This is a genomic window from Syntrophaceae bacterium (genome assembly GCA_013177795.1).
Taxonomy (GTDB): domain Bacteria; phylum Desulfobacterota; class Syntrophia; order Syntrophales; family UBA2192; genus UBA2192.
In genome coordinates this window covers 22,810-48,098 of sequence record JABLXY010000002.1, presented here as the reverse complement: position 1 = coordinate 48,098, position 25,289 = coordinate 22,810, and the positions used below count along the sequence as shown (strand labels likewise).

Here is a 25,289-nt window from a genome sequence, read left to right as displayed (position 1 = left end):
CGTCGGCCGGCTCAAGGAGCGGCGGATTCGAGACGATAGACACATTGGGGATTTTTTCCGGACGGGCGCAGGGATGCCACCCACCCGGGAAGCGCCCGGCGCGCAGGGATGGATAAACAATGAAGAAGTTCAGCGGCGTCATCGCCGCAGCCGTCCGTGAGGGGGTTTCGGACATTCACATCACGGGCGCCCACCCGGTGGTGTTCCGCAAGAACGGCCAGATCCAGCAGGACCGCTCCATCAAGTGGAGCCATGCCGAGGTGGACGGGCTGGTCCGGAAGCTTCTCACGCCGCGGCAGATGCAGATCCTGCGCAGGGAGTGGTCCGTCGATCTCGCGGTCACCATCCAGAACGTGCGGCTGAGGCTCAACGTCTTCAGCGCGACGCGCGGGTTGAGCCTCGCCATCCGCCTGCTCCCGGGCGTCATCCCGACGATCCAGCGCCTCAACCTGCACCCTTCCCTGCAGCAGATCGCCGAGCTGCGTGCCGGGCTCGTCCTCATCTGCGGGGCCACGGGCACAGGCAAGTCGACGACGATCGCCGCCATCATCGACGAGATCAACCGCAGCCGGGCCGCCCACATCGTCACCCTCGAGGACCCCATCGAGTACCGGTTCGTCTCGAAACAGTCCTTCGTCGAGCAACGCGAACTGGGCACGCACATGCCCTCCTTCGAAAAGGGGCTCACGGACGTCCTGCGGCAGGACCCGGATGTGATCGTCGTCGGGGAGCTGAGAGAGCCTGAGGTCATGCGGCTGACCCTCAACGCGGCCGAATCGGGCCATCTCGTAATCGCGTCGCTGCACGCCACCAACGCGGAGGACGCCCTGTACCGGATGTTCAACTCCTTCCCCGTCGAGGCCCAGGAGGAGATCCGCTTCCAGGTTGCGTCCACGCTCGCCTGGATCGTGGTCCAGCAGCTCATCTTCCACGAGCGGCACGGGTTCCGGGTCCCTCTGCTCTCCATCCTGCGGGGCAACAACACGGTCCGGGGCATGATCCGGGAGAACAAGCTGCCGCAGATCGAAAGCGCCATCCAGACCGGGAAGGCCGACGGCATGTTCTCGATGGAGAGGTACCTGAAGGACTACCTGAGCGCGAAAGACTCCTTTTACCCGCCGGCCGAGAATTTCAAGCCTTCGGAGGAGACGTCCCGTGAGGTGATCTATCACTCACCGCTGCTCGAGGCGGAACCCGAACCGGCGGCGTCGAAACCGAAGAAGGCCCCCTTCGAAGACAAGTCCGTCATATTCCTCCACCCCGACGAGGCGGCGGAGAAGCACTTCTTGATCGACGAGAAGGCAACCGTCGACGAGCTGATCGCCCAGATCAGGGACTCGGGGAAGTTCAAAGAGTGAATCTACAATTTTTGATGCATCAGTTGCACCGGCCCAACAGCCTGCCGATTTTTTGACCCGCCGCCGTTTTTTACCCGTGTCAAAATAGACGCAACTAATTGATTTGGCTTATTTTATATTTTGAGTCCCTCGGGGCATGTGGCATGTTTCGTGCTAATAATACCTCCGCCGGAACCATGCGCTGTTGATCCTTTTTCCAGATGTGCACCTTCAGGCGGATTCCGCATCGCTGATTCCTAATGGATCCGGGGGGGAAAAAAGGATGAATAAGTTCAGCAAGGTCATCGCGACGGCCGTCCAGGAGGGCTGTTCCGATGTCCACATGACCGGGGGGCATCCGGTCGTCTACCGCAAGAACGGCCAGATCCATTTCGACACCTCCGGCAGGTGGACGCACGGCGAGATCGACGGGATCGTCAAGAAAATCCTCACGGCCAGGCAGCTGCAGACCCTGAGGAGCCGCTGGTCCGTCGACATGGCCATGACGATCCGGAACATCCGGATCCGGGTCAACATTTTCAACACGACGCGCGGTCTCAGCATCGCCATCCGTCTTCTCCCCGGGACCGTGCCGACCATCGAAAAGCTCAACCTCCACCCCTCGCTGAAACAGATCGCCGATCTTCGCGCCGGCCTGGTCCTCATCTGCGGCGCCACCGGGTCGGGCAAGTCGACGACGATCGCGGCCCTGGTCGACGAGATCAACCGCAACCGGGCCGCGCACATCGTCACCCTCGAGGACCCCGTTGAGTACCGCTACGTCTCGAGGAAGTCCTTCATCGAGCAGCGGGAGCTCGGCGCCCACATGCCGTCCTTCGAGCAGGGGCTCATCGACGTGCTGCGGGAGGACCCCGACGTCATCGTCGTGGGGGAATTGAGGGAGCCGGAGGTTATGCGGCTGACCCTCAACGCCGCCGAATCGGGGCACCTGGTCATTGCGACTCTCCACGCCACCCATGCGGAAGATGCCCTGTACCGGCTGTGCAACTCCTTCCCCCTCGAGGCCCAGGAGGAGATCCGCCACCAGGTCGCATCCACGCTGCAGTGGCTCGTGGTCCAGCATCTCGTCATCAAGGAAGACGTCGGGTTCCGCGTGCCCGTCCTTTCGATCCTCCGCGGCAACCAGTCCGTGAAGGGGATCCTCCGGGAGAACAAGTTCCCCCAGATCGAGAGCGTCATCCAGATGGGCAAAAGCGACGGCATGTTCACGACCGAGCGCTACGTCCGGGAATACCTGGCCAAGGTCAGCACGTTCGCATCACCCCAGGACATCTTCAAGCCCTCGGCGGAATCGTCCCAGGAAGAGGTGTACCACTCTCCCCTCATCGAGGGCGAACCCGCAGGGCCGCGCCCGACCGCACCGCCCCGAAAGCCGGAGCAGCCTCGTGGCGCATCCGCTTACGGCTCCCAGGCCTACCTGGATTTCGGCGCAGGGATCGGCGGGCATGAACTGCACAACGGTATCGGTCCCGAGCTGGCCCGCGGGCAGTCCCCGCCGCGGGCGGGGGGGAACGGGGAAAGGGCCGTGTCGGCCATCTCCCGGGACGGGGCTTTCGACCACCTCTACAGCCAGTCCATCGACGAGGGCGAAAAGGGCGGCTCCCACCTGATCATCGACGAGAAGGCCTCCATCGACGAGCTGATCGCGCAGATCAGCAACTTCGGAAGGCCCAAGGCCTAGGCTGGAGGCTGTTGAAAAAGGTCATCTGCTGCGTTGCTCTCCTTCCTCGTCGCTCAACATACGCATCCAGTACGCCTCGCTCCTCGGAATCTCGAGCGCCTTGTATCTGAACCTTTTTGAACAGCCTGACAGGTCAAGATCCCTTTCCCCTTCACTCCTTCATTCCCGCGCCCGTAGCACATAGCTTCGACACTGCACAGAAGAGAAAACCCGGCCGGGGCCGGGTTTTCGTCCACTCCAACCGTCTGCGCGCTACTGCTGGATGGGCAGCAGGAAGCCCTGACGCGTGATTCCATAGCCGGGGCCGAACTGCAGGGCGAAATCGTCGAACTCGGTAAAGTGTGCATCATTCCCAAAGGCGTGCAAGCCGATTTCGGAGCGGCCCGTCGGGAAGACAACGCCGCTCTGCGGGCTGTGGAAAAGGGCCCCGTCGGGACTCGCGAAGCGCAGCACGTCTCCCGCAGGCCCGGTGTTGTCCTTCGTGAAGAAGCCCGTCAGGCAGTAGCCGCCCGTGCGAACCAAGCCATTGACCCTGCAGCTGAGGGAGGTGTTGAGGTAATCGCCGAAACGCAGGAGAGTGAAGTTGTCCGTGTTGATCACGGTCTCTTCCGGGCTGTCCGGCGGCCACAGCACCGAGTTCCGCAGGATGGGGCCTCGATAGTTGTTGAAGGGGTTGACATCCGCAGGGGCATTGCCGTCCTGATCCCCCACGTAGAACATGAGCCAGTTGTCGCGCCGGCGGAAGACCTCGTCGCTCACGCCCCCGGGAACACCAACGGTTCCCGCATCGGTCCCGCCCGGAGGCTCGCCGACGAAAATCTTCGAGCCCGCGGTGAAGGGCGCCGTAGAGGGGTTCGAGAGAGGCTCACCCGAGATCCGCTCCAGCAGGAGCACCCCCTGCTCCGAACCGGAAGACCACAGGCGGCTGCCCGACTTGGCCGACCGATACAGGGGGCTCCGCATCACGCGGTACTTCGCATTTACCGGGCCGCCCGGCAGGTTGTTCGCAGTCTGGTAGACGGTCTCTCCGCTGCGGATCTCCCGGGCCGCCGTGCCGCCGCCGCCGACGAACGAGACAGAGGGCGCCTCGATGATCCGGGCCGTGAAGGTCGCAAAGCTGTCCAGGAAAGAAGAGGTCATGATTTGATAGTACTCGTTGCCCGACGTCAGCACCTGGTGGGCAAGCTTCGTGAATATGGGGTCCTGGACGATAACCGTCGTCGTCCCCGTGCCGTAGTCCGTGATGTCCACGAGCCCCGGCCAATTGCGATCGAACGTCACGGCCCCCTCCAGAGTGCTGAAGAGGTACAGGTACGTCAGCCCGCCGGACTCGATTTTACGGATGTAGTAATCGCGGCCCGCCGTGATCCCCGCGGGAAGGGCCCCGCCGGTGTTGATGAACCGGACCCGGTCGCCGTTTCGCCAGAACGTCTGGTTCGTGACGAAGGCATAGGTCCCCCTGCCCACGGGCGGCGGGTCGGCAATGGTCAAGGGCTCGATGGAGTGCGGGCTGGGCTCGAGCTGGGGGTTGACCTCCTTCTTGGCGTACTCCTTCGTCCAGACGAGCAGGATCGGCGTGTAGTTCACATAGCCCGGAATGTTCCCCAGGAAACCGAAGGGGATGCCGTCGTTGTCACAGCCGTATTGGTCGAACCCGGGTACCCCCCTGGCGTAGGTGAACCCCATGGCGTTGCCCTGCTCGTCCAGGCGGAAGGTAATTCCAAGGGCATGGCGAACGTTCGGGGTAATCAACGTGTAGAACGACTTCATCTCCAGGTCGTAGCTCAGGTAGTTGCCGGCACGGAGCCACTCCTGCTGGATCGCCGGATAGATGATTTCCCCGGACTCGAGGCGCGCTGCCGCCAGATTGAGTCCGACCTGGAACTCCCGGAACCGCAGGCAGCTGTCCGTGGGAGTGGTATTTGTGGTCTGCAGGGTGTCGACCCGCATCGTCGAGCCGTAGCTCGTCCCGGCCCTCAGGGTGCCGATGCGCCCGATGTTGTCCCCCGTGTACCAGTTCGCAAAATCCAGCATCTTGTCTTGGAACTTCTTCTTCGGTTCGGGCTGTGCCTTCGCGTACCCGATGGGCGTGTAGTAGGTCACCTTCCGGCTGACGGCCGAGGCTCCGGTGCCTATAGTGCCTGTTGACTCCAGGCGGACAAACTTCGTGAGCTCGACGAAGTTCTGATAGGGGGCGGTGGTGCCCGGGTCAACCATCGGTCCTGTCGGCAGGCTGCCCCCGTTGGGGTCTGTGATGCCTTTGAGACGGTTGCTCGCAAGGTCCCGCTGCCTGTAGGCGAGGACCCTCGGGCTCGCCTCGCCCTGGAACTTCACCGTGAAGATCCCGTTCTTCTCCGGGAAGGCCCGGGCCCCCGTGCCCGACACAAACGCCAGATCATATTGCCCGTTGCTGTCCGGGCCGATGAGCCGCAGGCTGTTCACGTTCCGGTCGGGGATGCAGACGGGGGTGATCGTCGACCCCACCCCGTACGCGGAATCCCAGCTCAGGATGTTTCCGCTCGCATCGATCTGGTAGAAGCGCACCGTGTTGGGCTCCAGGGTGCTCACGCCGGAGATGCGGTTGTACGTGATCACGTTGTCTGGTCTCTGGACTTTCACCCAGCTTCCCGAGTTGAAATCGGTTCCATCTACAGGGATACCGCCAAAGACCTTCGTCGTGAGCTCATGTCCGGAAGGGGGCTGCGTCGACTTGTAATAGTAGGGATAGACGTCAAGCCGGAACGCGCCGTCGCTGCCCAGGGAGAACGTCTTTGCGTGCAGTTCATTCTCCAGGAGGGCTTCCCGCGCCGCCTCGTTGGCCGCCTCGTTTCCCAGGTCCACGGCGATGTAGCGGCTGGCGGCATAGCGGAACCCCGATTCCGCGAGGTAGTAGGCCTTCATGGCGTTGTTGCCCGCCACCTGGCTCAGGGCCGACGTGCCGAACATCCCGATCATCACGGCGCCGAGGGCCGAAAAGACCACCAAGGCCGCAATCAGGGTGACGAGCATGGCCCCGCGCTGGCCCTGCAGGCGTGCCTTCAATCGCGGGGATCGCCGCGCAAGCGCCCTTGCGCTCAGGCGGGCAACCCCGAAGGACAGGAGGAAGATAAAGGGGATGATCACCGGACAGGTGAGAGCCAGGAAGGCAAACCCCGCCATCGGCGTGATCAGGAGCCGAACGAGCATGCAGGCAGCCGGCTTGTCCTCGATCGCCGCGGCAAGCGGCGGCCCGATTTCGTAATAGAAACGGACGAGGGCCTGCCCCGCGCCCGTCGGCAGGAGAACCCTGTCCCTGAACCGCCTCAAGACCTCGACGACGGGGTGATCCGCATCGCCGTATGCGGCGGTGGTGACGAAGCACTGCTTGTCTCTGTACTCGGGAGGTGGGGACGCGGCTGTGGGCAGGGGGCCGCCGCCCGAGTTGTTGTTGTTGCGGGGCGACACGGTCGTGAAGAAGGGGACGGTCCCGCCCGTGTCGGGACGTGCCAGGGCGAATTGAATGTTCACCGCAAAGAGATTCTTGACGTCCTGCCCCATGCTCCAGAGGCTCACCGTGCCTCCCGGGTTCGGGTTGTAGAGGATCGAGAACGCCTGCACCCCGTCGACGAGGACATCACCCCCGGTCGTCGGACAGGCCGTGTACGCGTAATCGGTGAACAGACGGACCGTGCCGCCCACGAGTGCCACGGCACGTCTGCCGTAGGGGCTTTCGTACACCATGCACGTGGCGCTGGCGTCCCGGACGTCGGAGAGCTCGATGATCTCGCGGGTCAGGCGGTTGAGCGCCAGCTGGGCCTTCTGGGTGATGGCATTGTTCTCCCGGGCGAAGACGTAGCTCCTCGTGGCCGTTATGACCGATGTGCCGGCAATCGACGCAATCAGCCCCACGAGGACGAGCGAAACCATGATCTCGATGAGGGTGAAGCCCGTGTTTCTTTTCATAATCCGCATCCCCGCTTCGCTACCGGGTGAACAGGGCGGTCACGGCCTGGTCGCCACGGCGGATTGTGACCTTGAGGACCCGCTGATTGGCGGGGTCCGTCTCCGGCTGCTCGGCGCCGGAGACGAACTTGATGTAATCGTTATAAACGATCTGGTAGGGCCCATAGTACGGGTAGCCCTCGTAGCCCGCGGGTTTCGCCGTGGTGTTCCCGTACGCGACGTAGTCCTTGAAGATGGTCAGAAAGTTCGACTGGGTGGCGGCCAGCCTCTTGTAGTCCGCGTTCATGTACTCCATGATGTGGGCGGCACCGGAGAGGTTCTGCACCCGGTAGACCGGGTCGGCGCTCCGGATGACGTTCGTTCCGACGAACTGGGCGAAAAACACCCCCATGATGGCGGCGATCACGATTGTGACGATCACCTCCAGCAGGGTAAACCCGCGATGTCCGAGGCTTGGTGCGGGCCCTTTGAGCTGCCTTGCCGTCCTCTCCATGTCTCTTTCACCTCCGCGGATCAGGGGATGAAGCCCGTGTTTTTCGTAACGGTGATGCTGCCGGCGGTCGTGGACAGGGTAATCGTCGCTGCGCCGGGGCTCCCAAAGGAGTCGAAGGTGATCTTGTTTCCCGAAGGCGGCGTGACCTGGATGGCGCCGAGCTGCATGACACCGTCCGACGACTCGACGCCGGGAAGGCGGATCACCGTGTTTTCATCGGTGCCCCTGAAGAGCCAGTACCGCGTCGACGACCCGAACTTGATCCCCCAGCTGCTCTCGGAGTTCATGGCCCTCGACTGGGCGTAGCGCAGATGGTTCTTCACGAGCTCCAGCTCGGCCGTCCGGGTGGGCGCGTCGTCGGAGAACAGCCTCGTGGCGGCAAAATAGGTGACAACCCCGAGCAGCAGGAGCACCACGATGATCTCGAACAGGGTGAACCCGCCCTGCCCGCAGGACCTGCCTTTTGGAATCACTCTACGCATACCGTTTCCCATAGTTCTGCAGGGTCCGGATCAGGAAAAAACCCGTGGGCAGCCCGATGAGCGCCGATAGCAGCGACGCATAGGCCGAAACGGGGACGCTCCATTCCAGGGACACGAAGACACCGTTGAGAACGGCAAAGCCGAGATAGACCAGGGCCCCGATCCGTGCCGCACGAAAGGCCAGATTGCCGTCTTTCAGCAGACAGAGGCCAATGGCCGCCATGCACGCGGCCGTGACGAGCGCGATCGGCGGCTGCCAGCGGAGCCAGCCCGGGTAAGCGTCCAAGCCGCGCAGGCCGGCCATCAGGATCACGCCGAGGACGGCATGGAAAACGCCCACCATGATGAAATAGAAGGAGCACTCCTGCCCGGACACGGGGGCGCGCAGGGCCCGGATCGGATCAAAGCTGACCGCGCGGGGCTTCAGCAGGGCCTCGACGAAAATCTTCCAGGGTGCCGGCCGATAGGCCCGGACACGGGCCATGACACGTTCACCCAGGCCGGCCGGCGGCTCGGGCGCAGGTTCCTCACACATCATCCGGGCGATCGCATCGAACTTCTCCCAACGGAGGCCTTCACCGCCGCTGCCGCGAAGGGGGCCCTTCCCGACCGGTTCCTCGACGATGGGTTCCCTGGTCCGATCGGGGTCCAAGTTGCTGAACCGCTCGGCGTCACGATTCGTCATGGTCAAACCCGTCTTCCTCCATCATCGCCCGGATCTTTTCCAGGCCCCGGTAGGCCTTCATCTTGGCGCCGCCCAGGGAATCGCCCGTCAGGCCGGCGATGTCCTCGAAACTCATCCCCTCGTAGAACCGCAGGACCAGGGTCTCGCGGACCGCGGGCGAAAGCCTCATCAGATAGCCCTGGATCCGCCGGCTCCGCTCCCGGCAAAGGGCCTCATCGGCCGGGCCGCCGCAGGGATCCGGTGCTTCCGGCATGCCCTGCACCGACTCTTCCTGCGGCATGGCCTTCCTTTTCCGGAGGTGGTTGCGGATCGTGTTGAGGCCAAGCGTGTAGAGCCAGGGGAAGAATCTCTCCCCCGGCCTGAAGCGTGCCAGGGACTGAAAGGCCCGGAGAAAGATCTCCTGGGTCAGGTCGTCGGCGTCCCGGATGTTGCCCGTCATCCGGAAGGCCAGCCGAAAAACCGGCCCTTTGTACGCATCGACCAGGTCGGCGAAGGCCTCGCGGTCCCCCGAAAGGACTCGACCGATGATCTCCCCTTCGTCGACCTGCTTCATATACAAATCGGACCGGAAAAAAGTCACATCCTAATTATGCATCTTCTGTGACAAAAAGGGCGCTCCCCGTCCTTATTAGACGATATTCGCCGGGGAGAAAAGCTTTTTTATATCGGAGCTTTCCCTTGATTTTTTCCAGGGGCCGTTATAGGGACATTTTATGCAACCCTTGCAACGGGAACGCGGGGCATCGGGGCCCGCAGGCTTTCCCGCGGATTGCAAGCAGGGAATCGGCTTGATTTTTTTGAATTATTGATTGTTGCACGCCTTATGCCGGATGCCTTTTGCCGGCTTTTCTGGCATGTTAGTTGAATAATAATCATAATAACCGGCCGGCAGGAATCGACGTTTTGCAAGCGATGCGCCGGCACTCTCCGCAAGGATGGAAACTGGGCCGTTGACCGCTGCGCCAGAATCACCTGTTGAAATCAGCATCATTCTGCCTGCCTTCCAGGAGGAACAGGGGATTGCCCCTTTGCTCGAGCGGCTCGGTGCGGTCATGGAGCCGCTGGGTCGCCCCTGGGAGGTCATCGTCGTCGACGACGGCTCCACCGACGGGACCGCCGCACGGGCGCGGGAGAAGGGGGCCCGGGTCGTCTCGCACCCCTACAACATCGGGAACGGGGCAGCCGTCAAGACCGGCATCCGCGAGGCCCGGGGCCGCGTGATCGTCATGATGGACGCCGACGGCCAGCATGACCCCGCGGACATCCCCCGGCTTCTCGAGCACGTGGGGACGCACGACATGGTCGTTGGCGCCCGCACGAAGGAATCGGAGACCAGCCTCCACCGGGACCTGGCCAACATGATCTACAACGGGTTTGCGTCGTATGTCTGCAATCGGCGGATCGAGGACCTGACCTCCGGGTTCCGGGCCATCAAGGCCCACGCCGCCCGAGCGTTTCTGTACCTGCTGCCGAACACCTACTCGTACCCCACGACGCTGACCCTGTCCATCGTCCGCTCCGGGAGGAGCCTGAAGTACGTCCCTGTGAAGACCTCGCGCCGCGTGGGCAAGAGCAAGATCCGGATCATCCGGGACGGCGTCCGCTTTTTCATGATCATCCTGAAGATCGCGACCCTCTTTTCGCCCATGAAGGTGTTCCTGCCGGTGAGCCTCGCCATGTTCCTGCTGGGACTCTCCTACGGCCTGATCCGCATCTTCTATTTCGATGCCCGCTACGGACCCACCTCGGCCATGTTGATGACCATGGCAGTCGTCGTCTTCATGGTCGGCCTGGTCTCCGAGCAGGTGGCCCAGTTGCGTTTCGACCGGAGCGAATGCCCGCCGAACGCTCCGGGCGGAGAGGAGGACCCCCGGGGAGGCCCTGCGCAGCCGACATGATCCACGTGTTTATCGGAACGAAGGCCCAGTTCATCAAGACGGCCCCCCTGATGATGGAAATGAATCGCCGAGGCCTCCCCTTCCATCTCATCGAAACGGGCCAGCACGCGGCCATCACGGCGGACCTGGCCGGCGAATTCGGCCTCCGCGGCGCCGACACGCATCTGCGGCCCCGGGCGGCGAACATCGCAACCCTCGGCCAGGCGGCGCTCTGGACGCTGGAGACGCTGCTGCGCCTCCTGACCCCCCGCGAGGACCTTGCCCGGACGATCTTTCGAGGGGACCGCAAAGGGGTCTGCATCATCCACGGGGACACGCTGACCACGCTCTTTTCGCTGCTCTATGCCAAGCGGTGCGGGATCCCGGTCGCCCACGTCGAGGCGGGGCTGAGAAGCCATCACCTCCTGGACCCTTTCCCCGAGGAGATGATCCGGCTCGTTGCCATGCGCTTCAGCGACATCCTCTTCGCCCCCTCGGACTGGGCCATGGACAACCTGGGCCGTATGGGCTACGGGGCGAAGTCGGTCCACGCCGGGGGAAACACCGTCATCGACACGGTCCGGTTCGCCCGGGCACGGCGCACAGGGCAGGACCGTCCCGCCGGGCCGTATGCCGTCGTCACGATCCACCGCACGGAAACCCTCTTCTCCCCGGCCCGCATGCGGGCGCTGACCGGCATCCTCGAGCGGATCGCCGGGGAGCGGCGTGTCCTGTTCGTCCTCCACGAGCCGACCCGCAGGCGGCTCGAGCGGCTCAACCTCATGGAGCGCCTGCAGCGCTGCGGGACAGTGGAGATGATCCCCCTGCAGCCCTATCTGAAATTCCTGGAACTCCTGGCCGGGGCCGATTTCGCGGTCACCGACGGGGGCAGCATCCAGGAGGAATGCTACAGCCTCAACATCCCATGCCTCATCATGCGGGCCAAGACGGAACGGATGGAGGGGCTGGGCGAAAACGCGATGCTGGCAGACTTCTCCCGCGAGAGGGTCGAGCACTTCCTGAAGGCCCTGCCGACCCTCAGGCGGCGGGGCGACGGGGACGAGGCGGTCTCCCCCTCCCGCACCATCGTGGATCACCTGGAGCGGTTTCTGGAGTCCCATGGCTGAGCCCGTTTCAACCTTCTCTGTCATCGTTCCCGTCTTCAACGGCGCGGAGACCCTGGAGGCCTGCCTCACGGCGCTCGTCGGCCAGGAATACCCCCGGGAGCGATTCGAGATCGTCGTGGTCGATGACGGCTCCACGGACGAGTCCGCCGCGATCGCTTCGCGGTTCCCCGTCCGGCTGATCCGGCTGCCGGAAAACCGGGGGCGCATCGAGGCGCGGATCCGGGGCGCCAAGGAGGCCCGGTTCGAGACGCTGGTTTTCAACGATGTGCGTGTGCTTCCCGGGCGGGGCCTGCTGAAGGCCATCGAGGCACGTGCGTACGAGCCCGCCATCCCCGATGTCCGCGACTACGACGGGAGCCTCTGGGGGTTTGCCCGTTTTTTCCACCTCCTGCGCTGCCGGATCTACGCCCCCTTCTACCCCCCCTCGGACGCGCGGGGCGATTACTGGATCACGGAGGAGAACTTCGACCGGGCGCCCAAGGGAACCGGATGCTTCGTGTGCAGCCGCGATCGCTGGCTTGCCAGCCAGCCGGACAACCGGGGAATGGAAACGAGCGATGACACGCGCATCCTCAGGACGATCGTCGCGACGAGGCCGATCCTGCGCTTCACCGGCGTCGAGGTGCGGTACATCCAGAGGACATCCGCCGGCTCCGTGCTGCCGCACGCCTTCCGGCGGGGACCGCTTTTCGCGGACTACTACCTCCGGCCCGGGGGGCGGTACTTCAGGCCTTACCTCGCAGTATGGGGGGTCATCGGGCTGGCCTCGCTGCTTGCCGCCCTGGACTCCCGGTTCGGAAAGGCGGCCGCCGGCCTGGGGATCGCCGCCTATGCGGGAGCCGTCGCCTACCTGAGCCGCAGGCTGAGCGACGTGGCCGTCGTGGCCGTCTGCCTGCCCGCCGTGGCGGCCGCTTTCGGCCTCGGGATCCTGAAATGGCAGGTCCGCAGAATCCTGGGTGCCTCGTGAGGCCCCGTCCATCAGGCACACGCCCCGTTCGGGGGAAAGGGGCTGACCCTTGCACGGCATGATCAAGACAGTCCTCCGGAACATGCGCAACCGGGCGGTCTCGGACCACCGCCGGTGCATCCTCGAGTGCCTCGAGCCCTCGGCGCGGGAAGTCGCCCTGCTCGACTGCGGCTGCGACGACGGGGAATGGACGCTGCGGGCAGGCGCCAGGATCGGCAACGCCCGCCTCTATGGCATCGAGATCGTGGACGAGCGGCGAAGGCACGCCGAGCGCAAGGGCATCGCCGCACGCCCGGGTGACCTCAACGAACGCTTCCCGTTTCCCGACGAGTTCTTCGATGCCGTCCATGCGAATCAGGTCATCGAGCACCTGGCCGACACGGATCGATTCATCGGGGAGATTCGGAGGACCCTGAAGCCCGGCGGCTATGCCGTGATCTGCACGGAGAACCTGGCCGGATGGCACAACATCCTCTCCCTCGTCCTGGGGTGGCAGCCCTTCTCCCTGACCAACGTGTCGGAGAGGCGCTTCCAGATCGGCAACCCCCTCGCCCTCCACCAGGGCGAGGAAGCCGAATCCCCGGGCAGCTGGCAGCACCGCCGCGTCTTCTCGTATCGGGGGCTGAGGGAGATCTTCCTCGTGCACGGGTTCACCATCGAGCGCACGCTGGGGTCCGGGTACTATCCCCTGCCGGGGTTTCTCGCCAAACTGGACCCGAGGCACGCGGCATTCCTCACCCTGAAAGTTCGAAAGCCTGCCGGAGAAGCGGATGGCAAACGCCGATCATAACGCCTGCGCGCAGGCAGCGGCCGATGCGCGATCGGGGAAGGCGCCGCGGGGCCGGGGCACCATCCGCTCGGCGGCGTCGCTGGCCGCACTCCTGGCCGCCGTCGCGGGAATCTGCGCCTATCTCTGGTACCACCCCGCTCTGGTCGGGCACCTGCTGCTCCTCTCCCCGTGGGACGCGCTGCTCCTGTCCGTCCTGGGCCTGCTCGCCATGGCGACGAACGGCATCTACCAGCGCGTGGTGTCGAAACAATTCGGGATCGACCTCGCCCCCAGGGAATGGTTCGGGCTGGCCGCCGTGACTGCGATGGGCAACTATCTGACCCCTTTCTCGGGCGGGCTCTTTGCGCGGGCGATCTACCTGAAGCGGCGTCACGACTTCCCCTACACCGACTTCGCGGCGGTGCTGGCCTCGAACTACATGATCGTGATCGCCGTCGTGAGCGTCACGGGGACGGCCGTCCTGCTCCCGCTGGCGGCGGAAGACCGGAGCCTGTGGCCGCTTCTCCTTTTTTTCGCCGCGGCGCTGTCCATCCTGTCGCTTTCCCTCTTCGTGCCGCTGAAGGGTCTCGCCGGGCGGCACCGGCTGCCGCTCCGCGCCCGTCAGGTCCTCGAGGGCTTCGCCCGCATGCGCCGGGACCGGGCGCTTCTCGCAAGGCTCCTCGGCATCACCCTGTTCAATGTCGCCCTCGGGGCGCTCCTTTACGTTGCGGCGTTTCACGCCATCGGGTCCCCCGTCCCCTGGCGGACGGCACTGCTGATTTACCTGTTGACCTCGTTTGCGTTTCTCATCAATATCACTCCCGGGAATCTCGGGGTGCAGGAAATCGCGGCAGGCCTGGCGGCGGCGCTGCTGGGCGCGGGCGGAGAGATGGGGTTTCTCGCGTCGCTCGTCATCCGCGCCGTGACGATTCTCCTCGCGTTCACGCTGGGCCCGATCTTCAGCTGCATCCTGACGAGGGAGCTCGCGGCCGTCCGGGACGGCGAGCCCTGAGCGCTGACCGCAGACGGCGCACCGTTCGGCCGAAAACGCCCGAGCCCGCATGTGCGGAGACACCATGCTGACAAAAGAAAATGGGTTCACGTTCCAAACAAGGATCGCGGTCACTCCCGACCGCGGGACCGTGTTCGCCTTCGCCGCGCTGCTCGCCGTCCTGCTGGCCGTCTACTCGAACAGTTTCCACGGGGACTGGCATTTCGATGATTACATCACGATCGTCGACAACCCCAGCATCCGCATGCAGTCCCTCGACTGGGACGAGCTGAGGAAATCCTTTTACGGGCCGACATACGGGACCGGCGCCCAGAGGGTCGCCCGTCCCGCCGCATACGCCTCCTTCGCCCTGAATTACCTCGCCGGGGGAACGGACGTCACGGGCTATCACGTCGTCAACTTCCTGATTCATGTCCTGTCGTCTTTCTTTCTCTTCCTGCTGATCCGGCTGACCCTGACGCTGCCTCCCATGCGGCAGACGCTCGGCGCCGTCGCGTACCCCATGGCGCTGCTGTCGTCGTTTCTCTGGGCCACAAGCCCCCTGCACGTCCACGCCGTCTCGATTATCGTGCAGCGCATGGCGAGCATGGCGGGGCTTTTCTACGTGACGGCCCTCTACTTCTACGCGCGGGCGCGCACGGCGCAGACGTTGCGCGGCCGTGTCGCGGGCGGCGCCCTCTGCGGTGCGGCCGCCCTGGCGGCGTTCGCCACCAAGGAAAACACCGCCGTCCTGCCTCTTGCCGTTCTGCTCTACGACGTTTTCTTCATCCAGGGAATCTCGGCGGGGACCTGGAGGCGCGCCCTGAAGTGGTCGCCCCTGCCGCTCGCCGTCGTGCTCGGGCTGGGCCTGCTGTACACCGACCTCACCATGGAGCGGGCCGTCTACGAGTCGGGGGTGAGGCCGTTTTCGCCGGTGGAGCGGCTCCTGACGCAGGCCCGGGTGTTCTGGCTGTACGTGTCGCTGCTCCTGTACCCGATCCCGTCCCGGCTGATGTTCCTTCATGACATCGAGATCTCCCGCAGCCTGATCGATCCCTGGACGACCGCTGCGGCCATCCTCGGGATCATCCTCAGCCTCGCGTTCGCAATCCTGAAGGCAAGGCAATATCCCCTGCTCTCCTTCGCGGTCCTCTTTTTCTTTCTCAATCACCTCGTCGAGGGGACCCTGATCCCCCTGGAGCTGATCTTCGAGCACCGCAACTACATCCCCTCGATGTTCTTCTTCGTGCCCATCGCGCACGGCATGGTCCTCTGTCTGGATCACTTCGCCTACAATCGGGGGTTCCAGTACTTCGTCGCCGGGTCGCTCGCGCTGCTCATGGCCTTTCAGGGGCACACGACCTTCGAGCGCAACGACGTGGTTCGCTCCGATGTCCACCTCTGGCTCGACAACGTCCGCAAGGCACCGAACCTCAGCCGTCCCCGTATCAACCTGGCGAAGCATTACTATGAAGCGGGAATGTACGAAGAGGCCTTCCGTGAACTGAAGGCGGCGGAGGCGCTGAACCGGGACTCGAACCTGCGCCAGATCGGACTTGCGTCCTACAATCTGGGGCTCTACTACATGGACAGGGTTGGGGACTTCGATCAGGCGGAAGCCCAGTTCCGCAAGGCCCTTGAGAAGTACCCCGGCCACCCGTTGTCGGTCGTCGGCCTCGCGACGGTGAAGCTGCGGAAGGGAAACATCGAGGGGGCCTCGAAGCTGTTGCGGGAAGCCGCCACCTATCATCCCCGTCACGGCGAGTTGATGACCGCCTACGCACTGGCCCTGCTGAAAAAAGGGGACCCGCATGGCGCCCAGAGGGCGGCCGCTCGGGCGAGGGCATCAAGGCCGGGAGATTATCACCCCCTCGAGATCTCGGGTGAGGCTTGGCGCATGATGGGGCAGTGGCAGAAGGCCGCTCAATGCTGGGAGGAGGTTCTGCGCCTCAACCCGTCAAGCCCGAGGGCTCACCTGGCCCTCGTGGAACTTTACGACCGGATGCGGGAGCAGCCGGCGCTGACCCGCATGGCTGTCCGCAGCCTGGCGCTCAAGGGCGATGCTCCGCTGGATGAGTGGCTCGCCGCCCTGGCGCGCAACAACCGGGTAGCGGCCTACGAGGTCAATCCCCGGCTGCTCGGCCGCCTTATCCGAAAGGAGATGATCCGGGAGCTGGAAAAAACGGGAAACGCATCGAAGCAGCGCCGGGCCGCTCCGTGAAGGAAAAACGGCTCATTGCGGCAATTGCCAGACGCTGCTGTTGGCCCCTCCGACGCCGGGTTTTCCCGTCGCGCTGACGAGGATGGAGAGGGAGTCCACGGAGGAGAAGCTCAACATGTAGTCGCCGATGCTGGTGGTGGCTCCGACGGCGTCCACGAGATCGGGCGCGGCGGGCGGCCTTCCGTTTTCGAGGAAGAGCCGGGCATAGTTCATGGAAAGACGGGCCTTGCCTTCCATCACGGCCTGGAGTGCCGCGCGATTCTTGGCATCCCGGGTGAGGTCGTAGAATTTCGGGATGGCAACGGAGGAAAGCGCCCCGAGGATGACGAGGATGGCGATCAACTCGATCAGGGTGAACCCCCTCTGGGACCCGGTCAAAGACATCAATTCGTTATGGCCTCGTTCTTTATGATTTGCACCCTGAACAAGACCGCATTTCCCGTCCCTGCACCGTCTGCGCGGCCCCGCCGGGCCGCAGCCCCCCAGAGAAGGAAGATCGGCTCGACGCAAGGCCGCGAAGGAGGAGCGGCCCCCGTCAGTCGATCCGTTGAAAGAAAAGGAGAACGAACGGTTATTGCGGCATTGTCCAGTTGCTTTGAGCCGTCCCTCGAACGTTTCGGGCAGCGACGCCTGTCGCGATGACTCTGATTTCATTCGCCGTGGTCGCGTTCACGTACTGCAGCGTGTAGTCGCCTGCATTCTGCAGGGCTGCCGATGCAGCAAATTGAGCCTGGAGAAAATCCCTCGTGTTCGTCGTTCCGATCAGCAGATTCCTGGCGAATTGATTGGATAATCTCGATTTCCCCTCCGCAACGGCCTGCATCGCGGCCTTGTTCGAGGCAACGTCGGTCAGGTCCATGAACCGGGGGATGGCCACCGCCGCGAGGATCCCGAGGATCACGAGCACGGCAATGATTTCGATCAGCGTAAAACCTTTCTGATTGCGCACTTTCGATCGCCTCCTTGACATGGTCAAATGCCCTCCTTCACGTGTAGACTTGTTCTCTCTCGAAACTCCGACAACCCCATTTATCGCACGTTCGTGCGGCGACCGGTTGGCGCGTCCGGGTTTCCCCTTCCCGTCGGCGCCCATCCGAAAGGCGGCGTATTTTAAATCATTTCATCCCGTATTGCCACAGTTTTTCGGTCCCCAGGGCCCTGGAGACCATCCCCGCGGTGCCTGCCGGCCGGCCGGGCCATGCGGGGTGAAGCCCCTGGTCAACGGGTGATCGGCCGCCGCAACCGGATGCCGGTCCTTCGAGATGACCTGCAAAATTGCGGAGCATCATCCGTGCCACGGCGCAGACCCGCACAGCCGGTAAACGGGAATGCCCGGCGTTATCGCTTACTTGAGCCCGCATTTTTTATGCCGAGAGGGCCCGAAACCTGCCTCCCGGGGCCGAAAAACTGCCATAAATTGTTGTAATGCCTACATTTTATGTAGATTTCTTGATCGACGTGACGTCGATGTTGTACTTTTTTACCCGGTGCCACAGGCTGCGCTCCTTGATCCCCAGGATCTGGGCCGCCTTGACCTGGACACCGTCCGCCCGGGTGAGGGCATCGATGATGAACCGCTTCTCGATCTCCGCGAGCCGGTCGTCGAGGTTGGCCTGCTCCGGCACCTCCTGCATGGCCTGGCCGACCAGGCCCCCCGAGATCTGGACCGGGAGGTGCTGGGGTTCGATGATGCCGTTTTCGGCCATCACGGCGGCGCGTTCGATCACGTTTTTCAGCTCCCGGACATTGCCCGGCCAATGGAACCCCATGAGGAGCTGCAGGGCCGAGGGCGAGATCTCGGCCGATTTCGGGGCCGTTTCCAGGAACCCCTGCACGAGAGCGGGGATGTCCTCCCGGCGGTCCCTCAGAGGGGGGAGGTGAAGGGAGAAGACATTGAGGCGGTAGAAGAGATCCTCCCGGAATTTTCCTTCCTGGACGAGTTTCATCAGGTTCTTGTTCGTCGAGGCGATGATGCGGATATCGACCTTGATGGGTTTCGTGCCGCCCACCCGCTCGAATTCCTTTTCCTGGAGAACCCGCAGGAGCTTGGCCTGCGTCGCCAGCGGCATATCCCCGATCTCGTCGAGCAGGATGGTGCCCCCGTGGGCCAGCTCGAACTTGCCCCGCTTCTGCGCCGTGGCGCCCGTGAAGGCCCCCTTTTCGTGGCCGAAGAGCTCGCTCTCCAGGAGCCCCTCGGGGATGGCGACGCAGTTGAGCTTGATGAAGGGCCCTTCCTTGCGGAGGCTGTGCTGGTAGATGCTCTGGGCGACCAGCTCCTTGCCCGTGCCGCTCTCTCCCGTGATGAGCACCGTGGCGTCCGTCGGGGCCACCTTGAGGATCTGGCTGAAGATCCCCCGCATGACCTTGCTCTGGCCGATGATCTCGGGGAAGAGCTCGCGCGCCTCGACCTTGGAGAGCAGGCTCGTGACCTGCTCGAAGATGATGTTGAACTGGCTGATGTCGTCGGCCTTCTGGTTCACGGCGCTCTGGAGCTGGGACTTCGGGAAGGCCGGCAGGTTCTCGGCGTCGCGGATGAATTTCTTGATGGGCCGCAGGATGAGCCACGTCACCAGCAGGGCGCACAGGAAGGTGAACAGCGCGATGCCGATCCCCCAGGTCCTGAGCATCCACGGCGTCTCGATCCGGTACTTCGTGTAGAAGTCGACGATCTGGTACGTGACGATCACGGCAAGGACCGTGATGCCGCTGAAGATGACCGGGATCAGGATGTAGAGGCTGATCTGGAACCGTGATTTCTGCATGTCGGCCTTAGAACCCCTTGGTGGCGATCTTGGTGAGATCCCACATGGGCAAGAAGACGGCAAGGGCGAAGAACCCCACGACGAAGGCCAGGCCCACGACCAGGACCGGCCCGATGGCGTCGGAGAGGCGCTTCACGGCGAAGGCCACCTCGTCGTCGTAGTGGACGGAGACGGCCTGGAGCATCTCGTCGAGCTGGCCCGACTCCTCGCCGATCGCGACCATCTGGATGACCATGGGGGTGAAGTACCGCGCGGTGCTGAGGGGCCCCGAGATCCCCCGGCCCTCCTCCACTCGGTCGCGCACCTCGTCGAACTCCCGGGCGATGGCCGTGTTGCCGATCGTCCCCGAGAGGATCTGCAGGGAGTTCATGACAGGCACGCCGCTGGCCTGGAGGATGGAGAAGATGCTGGCGAAGCGGGACATGGCCGATTTCACGAACAGGGGCCCCAGCAGGGGGATCCGCAGCAGGAAGGCATCCCGGACATAGCGTCCCTGCTCGGTCCTGAAGTAGTACGCCGCACCCGCAACCAGAGCAATCAGCACCGCGAGCGTGATCATCCAGTAATCCGTCAGGAGGTGATGGAGGAACAGGCTCACCCTCGTCGGCCACGGCAGCTCGACGCCCACGCGGGCGAAGATGCCCACGAAGCGGGGGATGACGTAGTTGAGCAGGACGAAGAAGGCGATCCCCAGGGCCGCCACGACGATGATGGGGTACTGCAGGGCCGACTTCACGTCGGACTTGATCTTGTGCTCGTGCTCGAGGATGTAGATGAGCCGCGCCAGGACCTCCGGGATCGTGCCGCTGGCCTCGCCGGCCTTGATCATGCTCCGGTACAGGGTGTTGAAGGTCTTGGGGTGCTTCGCCATGGCGTCGGACAGCGGGGAGCCCTCGCGGACGTCCTGGGAGATCTCCGTCACGATCTGCTTGAGCTTCGGGTTGGCCACCTGGGCTTCGAGGACTTCCAGGAGCCGCATGATGGGGACGCCGGCGATGAACATGGTGCGGAACTGCTTCGTGAAGAGGATGAGCTCCTGCATCGAGACCCCGCCCACCCGCTGCTGCAGGCCCGCCCAGGAGATCCCGAGCATGGCGGCGCGCTCCGAGGCGCCGGCGACCCGGGAAGGAATCCAGCCGCGGTTGAGCAGGAGCGTCCGGGCCGCGTCGGGCGAATCCGCCTCGATCGTGCCCGAGATGCTCGCACCGGTCTCGTTGATGGCGTCGTAGGAATATTTCGGCATCGCTGATTCTGTGATCCGCCGGCCGTGTCCAGTGAACCGTGAAAAATGGAAACGAGGGGGCTTCTCTCTTCGGCCCGGCCCTCTCCTCTCAACCCTCTGCTCTTCTTACACCATCACCGCCGCCGAGGCCTCCTCGATGGTGGTCACGCCGGAGAGCACCTTGCTCATCGCGTCGTCCTTGAGGGTCCGCAGCTTTCCCTTCTGCTTGAGGGTCCGGCTGATCTCCTGGGCGGCCATCCCCCGCAGGATCATGTCCTGGACCTCCTCGTCGTTGATGACGATCTCGAAGATCCCCGTCCGGCCGCGGTACCCCGTGCCCATGCAGGCCGGGCATCCCCGGCCGCGCTGGAAATTGGCCCCGTCGACCTGCAGCCCCCAGGCGGCGATCACCTTCTCGTTGGGCCTGTAGCGCTCCACGCAGTACGGGCAGATCGTCCGGACGAGGCGCTGGGCGAAGGTCGCCAGCAGCACCGACGAGACGAGGAACCGCTCGATGCCCATGTCGATGAGGCGCGTGATGGCCCCCGCGGCGTCGTTGGTGTGCACGGTGCTCAGGACCCGATGGCCCGTGAGGGCCGCCTGCACGGAGATGCCCGCCGTCTCGGCGTCGCGGATCTCGCCGACCATGATCACGTCGGGGTCCTGTCGCAGGATGGAGCGCAGGCCGCTCGCGAAGGTCATGCCGGCCTTGCGGTTGAGCTGGACCTGCCGGACCTTCTCGACGCGGTACTCGACGGGGTCCTCGAGGGTGATGATGTGGATGTCGGGCCGGTTGATCTCCCGGATGATGGCGTAGAGGCTCGTGCTCTTGCCGCTCCCCGTGGGGCCCGAGCTGAGGATCATCCCGTAGGGCTTGTTGATGATGGATTCGATCTTCTCGCGGTCCTCCTTGACCATGCCGAGCCGGTCGAGCGAGTAGACGCCGGCGCCCATGTCCAGCAGGCGCAGGACGAGGTTCTCGCCGTAGATGGTCGGGATGGAGGAGACGCGGACGTTGATCTCCTTGTTCTCCATCTTGACGGTGAAGCGGCCGTCCTGCGGGATGCGCGAGGTGGCGATGTCCATGTTCGCCAGGATCTTGATGCGCGAGATGATGGGCAGGAACATCTGCTTCGGCGGTGCGGGCACCTCGTGGAGCCGGCCGTCGATGCGGAACCGCACCTGCACGTTCTTCATCTGGGGGCTGATGTGGATGTCGCTGGCTCCCTCCCGGACGGCCTGGGAGATGATGGAGTTCACGAGGCGCACGATGGGCGCCTCCTCGGCCATCCCCATGATGGAGCTGGGGCTCACCTGCAGGTCGTCGGTGTACTCGGCGGCCGCCTCGGTGTCGACGCCCGAGTCGATCGTCATCTCCCCGAGGCTCTCCAGCACGCCGCCCAGCCCGGACTGCATGCCGTAGATCTGGCCGATGAGCTGGTTGAGCTCGCGCTCGGTGCAGACGACCGTTTCCACCTCCTCGTTGGTGAGCGACTCGATGTAGTCCAGGGCGTTGATGTCCACCGGGTCCGTCATGGCGATCGTGAGCAGACGGCCCTTCCGCTTGAGCGGCGCCACCTGGTACTTCTGGGCGGTCTCGGCGGGGAAGACGGCGGCGAGGCTCAGGTCGACGGGATACTTGTCGGGATGGTATTTTTCGATCTTGAGCTGCCGGCTCAGCAGGTCGACCATCTGGGTTTCCGACAGGATGCCCTGCTGGATCAGCAGCTTGCCGAGCTTCAACCCCGTCTTCTTCTGCTCGTCGAGAAAATGCCGCAGCTGCTCCTCGTTGAGGACCTCGGCATCGATGAGCATCTCTCCCAGCTTCTTTCGGACTCTCAAGGTGTTGCCCTTCCCTTCTTTCGGTTTTCGGGTCTGTCCGTGCCCGGCCCGGCGCAACGGCCGGCGGCGGTCAGCGCACCCCCTGCGCCGGCGCCTGCGGGGCGGCCCCCTCCCGCGGGAGGCTCTTCCGGAACAGGGGAGCCGCAGCCGGTCCGGCGGCGCCGGCCGGCGAGCCGGCGATGGCCGCCGCGGGCTGCCAGGGGACCGGCGGCACCGAGGCCAGGGGATGGACGGTCTTGTCCGAGATCCGCGCCTGGTAGGCCGGCAGCGCGCGCTCGCCCGAAACGCCGGTCCCGTCACGCCGTGCCGAGACCACCGTGAGAACAGCCAGGACGCAGACCGCCAGCACGGCGGCCACCCCCCACCCGATCCGGCGCCGCCTCCTTCGGTACGAGGCCCGGTTCCGGAGGCAGGACTGCACGAGCCGCCACCCCGCCCGCGACCGGTTGCGGACGATCATCGCCAGGATGACCTGGTGGCAGAGCATGACGACCTTGCGCGGCACGCCGCCCGTGGCCAGATAGATGGCCGCCAGGGCGGGCAGGGTGAACTCGACGGGGTCGTGGCCGGCCTGGCTCGCCTGGGCGATGCGGTACTCGATCATCCGGCGCATCTGGGTGAAATCGAGCGGCCCGAGGCGCAGGCAGACGTTCATCCGGTCGGCGAAGTTCTCGCGGCGCTCCAGGATCGCGTTGAACTCCGGCTGGGCGAAGATGACGATCTGCAGGAGCTTGAAGCGGTTCGTCTCGTAGTTGAGGAACTCCCGAAGGATCTCGATGCAGAACCCGGGGAGCTTCTGCCCCTCGTCGATGATGAGGACGACGATCTTGTCCTCGTCGATCCCCCTGCGGAACAGGTACTGCTTGATCGCCTCCTTGAGCTGCCACTCCGTGAGGCCATGGGCGGAGTCCACGGCGCCCAGCATCCGGGCGATGCCCGCGAGGAACTGGATGGGCCCCCCGAAATCGGGGTCCATCAGCAGGTGGAACTCCACGGTGTCGTCCCCGTGGAGCTTGCGGATCAGCATGCGGGAGAGCGTCGTCTTCCCCGTCCCCACGTCCCCGATGACGACGTTGAGCCCCCGGCGCAGCCGGATGGAGATTTCCAGCTGCTGGAGGCAGTTGACGTGCTGGGGGGCCTCGAAGAAGAACTCCGGCTCCGGGGAATTGGAGAAGGGTTCCCGGTCGAGGTTGAGGATCTCGAAGTAACTCATGGCTGTTTGCCCGGGCTCTCCCCGGGGGCCTCCTTCGGCGCCGGGGCCGCGGCGGGCGCGTTCGCCGCCGGTGCGGCGGCAGGCGGCGCCTGCAGGGCGGCCGACGCCTTCAGGATGTGGGGCGTAATGAAGATGAGCACCTCCTCCATCGTCTCTGACCGGTCCTCGCTCTTGAACAGGTACCCGATCCCGGGGATGTCCTTGAGGCCGGGGAACCCCGAGTCGCTCAGCAGGCTCCGCTGCTTCGTCAGGCCGGAGATCACGATGGTCTCCGAGTCCTGGACGATGAGGGTGGTCTCCGTCTGCTTCTTGATGATGAAGGGGTTGCCCTGGACGGTGCGGGTGGAGTCCACCTCGTCCTTCTTGACCTTGATCTTCATCTTGAGGTTCTTGCCGTCGATGACGTGGGGCGTGATCTCGAGCCGCAGCACGGCGTCCTCGAACTTGACCTCCTGGGTCACGACGCCGCTCGAGGTGCTCGTGGCCACGTAGGGGACCCGCTCGCCGTTTTCCGTGTAGGCCATCTGGTTGTCGAGCGTCGTGATGGAGGGGCTCGACAGGATGTTGAGCTTCCCGTCCTTCTGCAGGGCCTGGAGCTGCATCTCGAGGACGCTGCCGCCGATCGTCCCGAAGATGAGGCCGAGGGACCCCGCGCCGCCCGCGGCGGCGATGGCCGCGGCGTTGGCCGGGAAGTTCACCCCGAAGCCCTGGCCGGCAATGCCCGTCGACCCGAAGGTCGGCGTGTAGCTGCCCGCCGTCGGGGGTGTCGTCGTCGAGCCGCCCGACCCTCCGGGGGTGATGTAGTAGTTCTGCCCTCCCCAGCGGTTGGCGTAGACGCCGCCCCACTGCACGCCGAGGGCCCGTGCCGTGTCCTTCGAGGCCTCGACGATGTTGGCCTTGATGAGGATCTGGGCGGTCGGCTTGTCGAGCCGCTCGATCATGGGGATCATCCGTTTGAGATCGTCCCGGGTGGCCTGGATGATCATGGAATTCGTGTGCTGGTCGACGAGGATGGAGCCGCGGACCTTGCCGTCCCTGTCCTTCGTGAGGAGTTCCTTGAGGCTGTCGCGGAGCTTCGCGGCGTCGGCGTAGTCCACGGAGACGACCATGGTGAGGAGCTTCTGGCCGCGGATGCGGTCCCGGGCGGCCTCGAGCTTGATGTCCCGCTCCATGTCCTCCGCGGTCATGATGCGGATGATGTCGCCCTCCCACGCGTAGGAGAGGCCGTTGGTCCTCAAAATCCCGAGGAAGGCCTGGTCCCAGGGCTTGTTCACGATGTTGATGGAGGTCTCCCCCTTGATGCCGGAGCGCAGCATGATGTTCACGTCGGCCGCCTGCGCCAGGGCCCGCAGGATCACGTTGATGTCCACGTTGTGCATCCGCAGCGTCACGCGCCGCGTCGGCAGGGGCTTTTCCTTCCGGGCCGCCTCGTCCGTGACGAGTTCGTCCTCCTCGAGGGGCGGCAGGTCCATGATCCGCGCCCGCGGCGTCGGCGAGTGGCCCTTCGAGGTCTCCGCCATGGTGCTCCACTTTTCGAAGAAGGGGTCCTTCGCCTGCTTGAGGTCCCTCGCGCAGCCCGCAAGCGTCAGGCCGATCAGCGGGATGAACCACCAGCACATCCACCGGGTAAGGGCTCTGGGTTTCAAGGCCTGTCTCC

The 25,289-nt window shown here is 64.4% G+C and carries 21 protein-coding genes; 8 read left to right on the top strand and 13 right to left on the bottom strand.

From position 1 onward, the window contains the following. Positions 1-119 precede the first annotated feature (119 nt). Both HPY67_05055 and HPY67_05050 read left to right on the top strand, forming a co-directional pair. Positions 120-1,358, top strand: a complete 1,239-nt coding sequence (locus HPY67_05055; GenBank protein ID NPV04084.1) for a PilT/PilU family type 4a pilus ATPase — start codon at positions 120-122, stop codon at positions 1,356-1,358. Positions 1,359-1,620: 262 nt separating this feature from the next. Continuing rightward, positions 1,621-3,039 (top strand): PilT/PilU family type 4a pilus ATPase, encoded by a 1,419-nt coding sequence (locus tag HPY67_05050; protein NPV04083.1) that lies wholly within the window; start codon positions 1,621-1,623, stop codon positions 3,037-3,039. Positions 3,040-3,291: 252 nt separating this feature from the next. On the opposite strand, the gene HPY67_05045 is transcribed toward HPY67_05050, so the two are convergent. The 6 genes from HPY67_05045 to HPY67_05020 form a co-directional block, all read right to left on the bottom strand. Next, positions 3,292-6,981, bottom strand: coding sequence for a type II secretion system protein (locus HPY67_05045; GenBank protein ID NPV04082.1), 3,690 nt, complete (start codon positions 6,979-6,981; stop codon positions 3,292-3,294). 19 nt (positions 6,982-7,000) lie between these two features. Next, positions 7,001-7,474, bottom strand: coding sequence for a prepilin-type N-terminal cleavage/methylation domain-containing protein (locus HPY67_05040; protein NPV04081.1), 474 nt, complete (start codon positions 7,472-7,474; stop codon positions 7,001-7,003). A 20-nt stretch (positions 7,475-7,494) separates the two neighbouring features. After that, the gene (locus tag HPY67_05035) at positions 7,495-7,956 is read right to left on the bottom strand and encodes a prepilin-type N-terminal cleavage/methylation domain-containing protein (GenBank protein ID NPV04080.1); all 462 of its coding nucleotides are present in this window, start codon (positions 7,954-7,956) and stop codon (positions 7,495-7,497) included. Continuing rightward, on the bottom strand, positions 7,949-8,641 hold the full coding sequence (locus HPY67_05030) for a hypothetical protein (GenBank protein NPV04079.1): 693 nt from the start codon (positions 8,639-8,641) through the stop codon (positions 7,949-7,951). Before HPY67_05030 ends, HPY67_05035 begins: the two co-directional genes overlap by 8 nt. Then, positions 8,628-9,194 (bottom strand): RNA polymerase sigma factor, encoded by a 567-nt coding sequence (locus tag HPY67_05025; GenBank protein NPV04078.1) that lies wholly within the window; start codon positions 9,192-9,194, stop codon positions 8,628-8,630. Before HPY67_05025 ends, HPY67_05030 begins: the two co-directional genes overlap by 14 nt. Positions 9,195-9,443: 249 nt before the next feature. Then, positions 9,444-9,632, bottom strand: a complete 189-nt coding sequence (locus HPY67_05020; protein NPV04077.1) for a hypothetical protein — start codon at positions 9,630-9,632, stop codon at positions 9,444-9,446. Here HPY67_05020 and HPY67_05015 point away from each other — a divergent pair. The 6 genes from HPY67_05015 to HPY67_04990 all read left to right on the top strand — a co-directional run bounded on the left by HPY67_05015 (position 9,577) and on the right by HPY67_04990 (position 16,593). After that, positions 9,577-10,539 (top strand): glycosyltransferase family 2 protein, encoded by a 963-nt coding sequence (locus HPY67_05015; protein ID NPV04076.1) that lies wholly within the window; start codon positions 9,577-9,579, stop codon positions 10,537-10,539. The two genes, HPY67_05020 and HPY67_05015, sit on opposite strands and share 56 nt — an antisense overlap. Next, positions 10,536-11,645, top strand: a complete 1,110-nt coding sequence (locus HPY67_05010; protein ID NPV04075.1) for a hypothetical protein — start codon at positions 10,536-10,538, stop codon at positions 11,643-11,645. The genes HPY67_05015 and HPY67_05010 overlap by 4 nt, the downstream gene beginning before the upstream one ends. Beyond that, on the top strand, positions 11,638-12,612 hold the full coding sequence (locus tag HPY67_05005; GenBank protein ID NPV04074.1) for a glycosyltransferase family 2 protein: 975 nt from the start codon (positions 11,638-11,640) through the stop codon (positions 12,610-12,612). Before HPY67_05010 ends, HPY67_05005 begins: the two co-directional genes overlap by 8 nt. 58 nt (positions 12,613-12,670) lie before the next feature. Further along, positions 12,671-13,402, top strand: coding sequence for a class I SAM-dependent methyltransferase (locus tag HPY67_05000; protein ID NPV04073.1), 732 nt, complete (start codon positions 12,671-12,673; stop codon positions 13,400-13,402). Further along, the gene (locus HPY67_04995; GenBank protein NPV04072.1) at positions 13,383-14,393 is read left to right on the top strand and encodes a flippase-like domain-containing protein; all 1,011 of its coding nucleotides are present in this window, start codon (positions 13,383-13,385) and stop codon (positions 14,391-14,393) included. The genes HPY67_05000 and HPY67_04995 overlap by 20 nt, the downstream gene beginning before the upstream one ends. A 64-nt stretch (positions 14,394-14,457) precedes the next feature. Beyond that, positions 14,458-16,593 (top strand): tetratricopeptide repeat protein, encoded by a 2,136-nt coding sequence (locus HPY67_04990; protein ID NPV04071.1) that lies wholly within the window; start codon positions 14,458-14,460, stop codon positions 16,591-16,593. A 12-nt stretch (positions 16,594-16,605) separates the two neighbouring features. Here the strand turns inward: HPY67_04990 and HPY67_04985 are convergent, their stop codons facing one another. The 7 genes from HPY67_04985 to pilQ form a co-directional block, all read right to left on the bottom strand. Continuing rightward, positions 16,606-16,977 carry a prepilin-type N-terminal cleavage/methylation domain-containing protein gene (locus HPY67_04985; GenBank protein ID NPV04070.1) on the bottom strand — a complete coding sequence of 124 codons (372 nt, stop codon included), beginning with the start codon at positions 16,975-16,977 and terminating at the stop codon, positions 16,606-16,608. A 187-nt stretch (positions 16,978-17,164) separates the two neighbouring features. Further along, positions 17,165-17,563, bottom strand: coding sequence for a prepilin-type N-terminal cleavage/methylation domain-containing protein (locus HPY67_04980; GenBank protein ID NPV04069.1), 399 nt, complete (start codon positions 17,561-17,563; stop codon positions 17,165-17,167). 466 nt (positions 17,564-18,029) lie between these two features. Beyond that, positions 18,030-19,355, bottom strand: coding sequence for a sigma-54-dependent Fis family transcriptional regulator (locus HPY67_04975; GenBank protein NPV04068.1), 1,326 nt, complete (start codon positions 19,353-19,355; stop codon positions 18,030-18,032). Between the two features lie 7 nt (positions 19,356-19,362). Further along, positions 19,363-20,598 carry a type II secretion system F family protein gene (locus HPY67_04970; GenBank protein NPV04067.1) on the bottom strand — a complete coding sequence of 412 codons (1,236 nt, stop codon included), beginning with the start codon at positions 20,596-20,598 and terminating at the stop codon, positions 19,363-19,365. A gap of 105 nt (positions 20,599-20,703) precedes the next feature. Next, positions 20,704-22,392: a type II/IV secretion system protein gene (locus HPY67_04965; protein NPV04066.1), complete on the bottom strand. Its 1,689-nt coding sequence runs from the start codon at positions 22,390-22,392 to the stop codon at positions 20,704-20,706. A gap of 97 nt (positions 22,393-22,489) precedes the next feature. Beyond that, the gene (locus HPY67_04960) at positions 22,490-23,632 is read right to left on the bottom strand and encodes an AAA family ATPase (protein NPV04065.1); all 1,143 of its coding nucleotides are present in this window, start codon (positions 23,630-23,632) and stop codon (positions 22,490-22,492) included. Then, entirely contained in the window at positions 23,629-25,251 is a 1,623-nt protein-coding gene (gene pilQ, locus HPY67_04955; GenBank protein NPV04064.1) for a type IV pilus secretin PilQ, read from the bottom strand. The genes HPY67_04960 and pilQ overlap by 4 nt, the downstream gene beginning before the upstream one ends. Positions 25,252-25,289: the final 38 nt, after the last annotated feature.

What these genes read in the sequence shown, in the direction of transcription:
- HPY67_05055 (NPV04084.1), top strand. Translation starts at nt 120, where the DNA reads ATGAAGAAGTTCAGCGGCGTCATCGCCGCAGCCGTCCGTGAGGGGGTT.
- HPY67_05050 (NPV04083.1), top strand. Translation starts at nt 1,621, where the DNA reads ATGAATAAGTTCAGCAAGGTCATCGCGACGGCCGTCCAGGAGGGCTGT.
- HPY67_05045 (NPV04082.1), bottom strand. Translation starts at nt 6,981, where the DNA reads ATGAAAAGAAACACGGGCTTCACCCTCATCGAGATCATGGTTTCGCTC.
- HPY67_05040 (NPV04081.1), bottom strand. Translation starts at nt 7,474, where the DNA reads ATGGAGAGGACGGCAAGGCAGCTCAAAGGGCCCGCACCAAGCCTCGGA.
- HPY67_05035 (NPV04080.1), bottom strand. Translation starts at nt 7,956, where the DNA reads ATGCGTAGAGTGATTCCAAAAGGCAGGTCCTGCGGGCAGGGCGGGTTC.
- HPY67_05030 (NPV04079.1), bottom strand. Translation starts at nt 8,641, where the DNA reads ATGACGAATCGTGACGCCGAGCGGTTCAGCAACTTGGACCCCGATCGG.
- HPY67_05025 (NPV04078.1), bottom strand. Translation starts at nt 9,194, where the DNA reads ATGAAGCAGGTCGACGAAGGGGAGATCATCGGTCGAGTCCTTTCGGGG.
- HPY67_05015 (NPV04076.1), top strand. Translation starts at nt 9,577, where the DNA reads ATGGAAACTGGGCCGTTGACCGCTGCGCCAGAATCACCTGTTGAAATC.
- HPY67_05020 (NPV04077.1), bottom strand. Translation starts at nt 9,632, where the DNA reads ATGATGCTGATTTCAACAGGTGATTCTGGCGCAGCGGTCAACGGCCCA.
- HPY67_05010 (NPV04075.1), top strand. Translation starts at nt 10,536, where the DNA reads ATGATCCACGTGTTTATCGGAACGAAGGCCCAGTTCATCAAGACGGCC.
- HPY67_05005 (NPV04074.1), top strand. Translation starts at nt 11,638, where the DNA reads ATGGCTGAGCCCGTTTCAACCTTCTCTGTCATCGTTCCCGTCTTCAAC.
- HPY67_05000 (NPV04073.1), top strand. Translation starts at nt 12,671, where the DNA reads ATGATCAAGACAGTCCTCCGGAACATGCGCAACCGGGCGGTCTCGGAC.
- HPY67_04995 (NPV04072.1), top strand. Translation starts at nt 13,383, where the DNA reads ATGGCAAACGCCGATCATAACGCCTGCGCGCAGGCAGCGGCCGATGCG.
- HPY67_04990 (NPV04071.1), top strand. Translation starts at nt 14,458, where the DNA reads ATGCTGACAAAAGAAAATGGGTTCACGTTCCAAACAAGGATCGCGGTC.
- HPY67_04985 (NPV04070.1), bottom strand. Translation starts at nt 16,977, where the DNA reads ATGTCTTTGACCGGGTCCCAGAGGGGGTTCACCCTGATCGAGTTGATC.
- HPY67_04980 (NPV04069.1), bottom strand. Translation starts at nt 17,563, where the DNA reads ATGTCAAGGAGGCGATCGAAAGTGCGCAATCAGAAAGGTTTTACGCTG.
- HPY67_04975 (NPV04068.1), bottom strand. Translation starts at nt 19,355, where the DNA reads ATGCAGAAATCACGGTTCCAGATCAGCCTCTACATCCTGATCCCGGTC.
- HPY67_04970 (NPV04067.1), bottom strand. Translation starts at nt 20,598, where the DNA reads ATGCCGAAATATTCCTACGACGCCATCAACGAGACCGGTGCGAGCATC.
- HPY67_04965 (NPV04066.1), bottom strand. Translation starts at nt 22,392, where the DNA reads ATGCTCATCGATGCCGAGGTCCTCAACGAGGAGCAGCTGCGGCATTTT.
- HPY67_04960 (NPV04065.1), bottom strand. Translation starts at nt 23,632, where the DNA reads ATGAGTTACTTCGAGATCCTCAACCTCGACCGGGAACCCTTCTCCAAT.
- pilQ (NPV04064.1), bottom strand. Translation starts at nt 25,251, where the DNA reads ATGTGCTGGTGGTTCATCCCGCTGATCGGCCTGACGCTTGCGGGCTGC.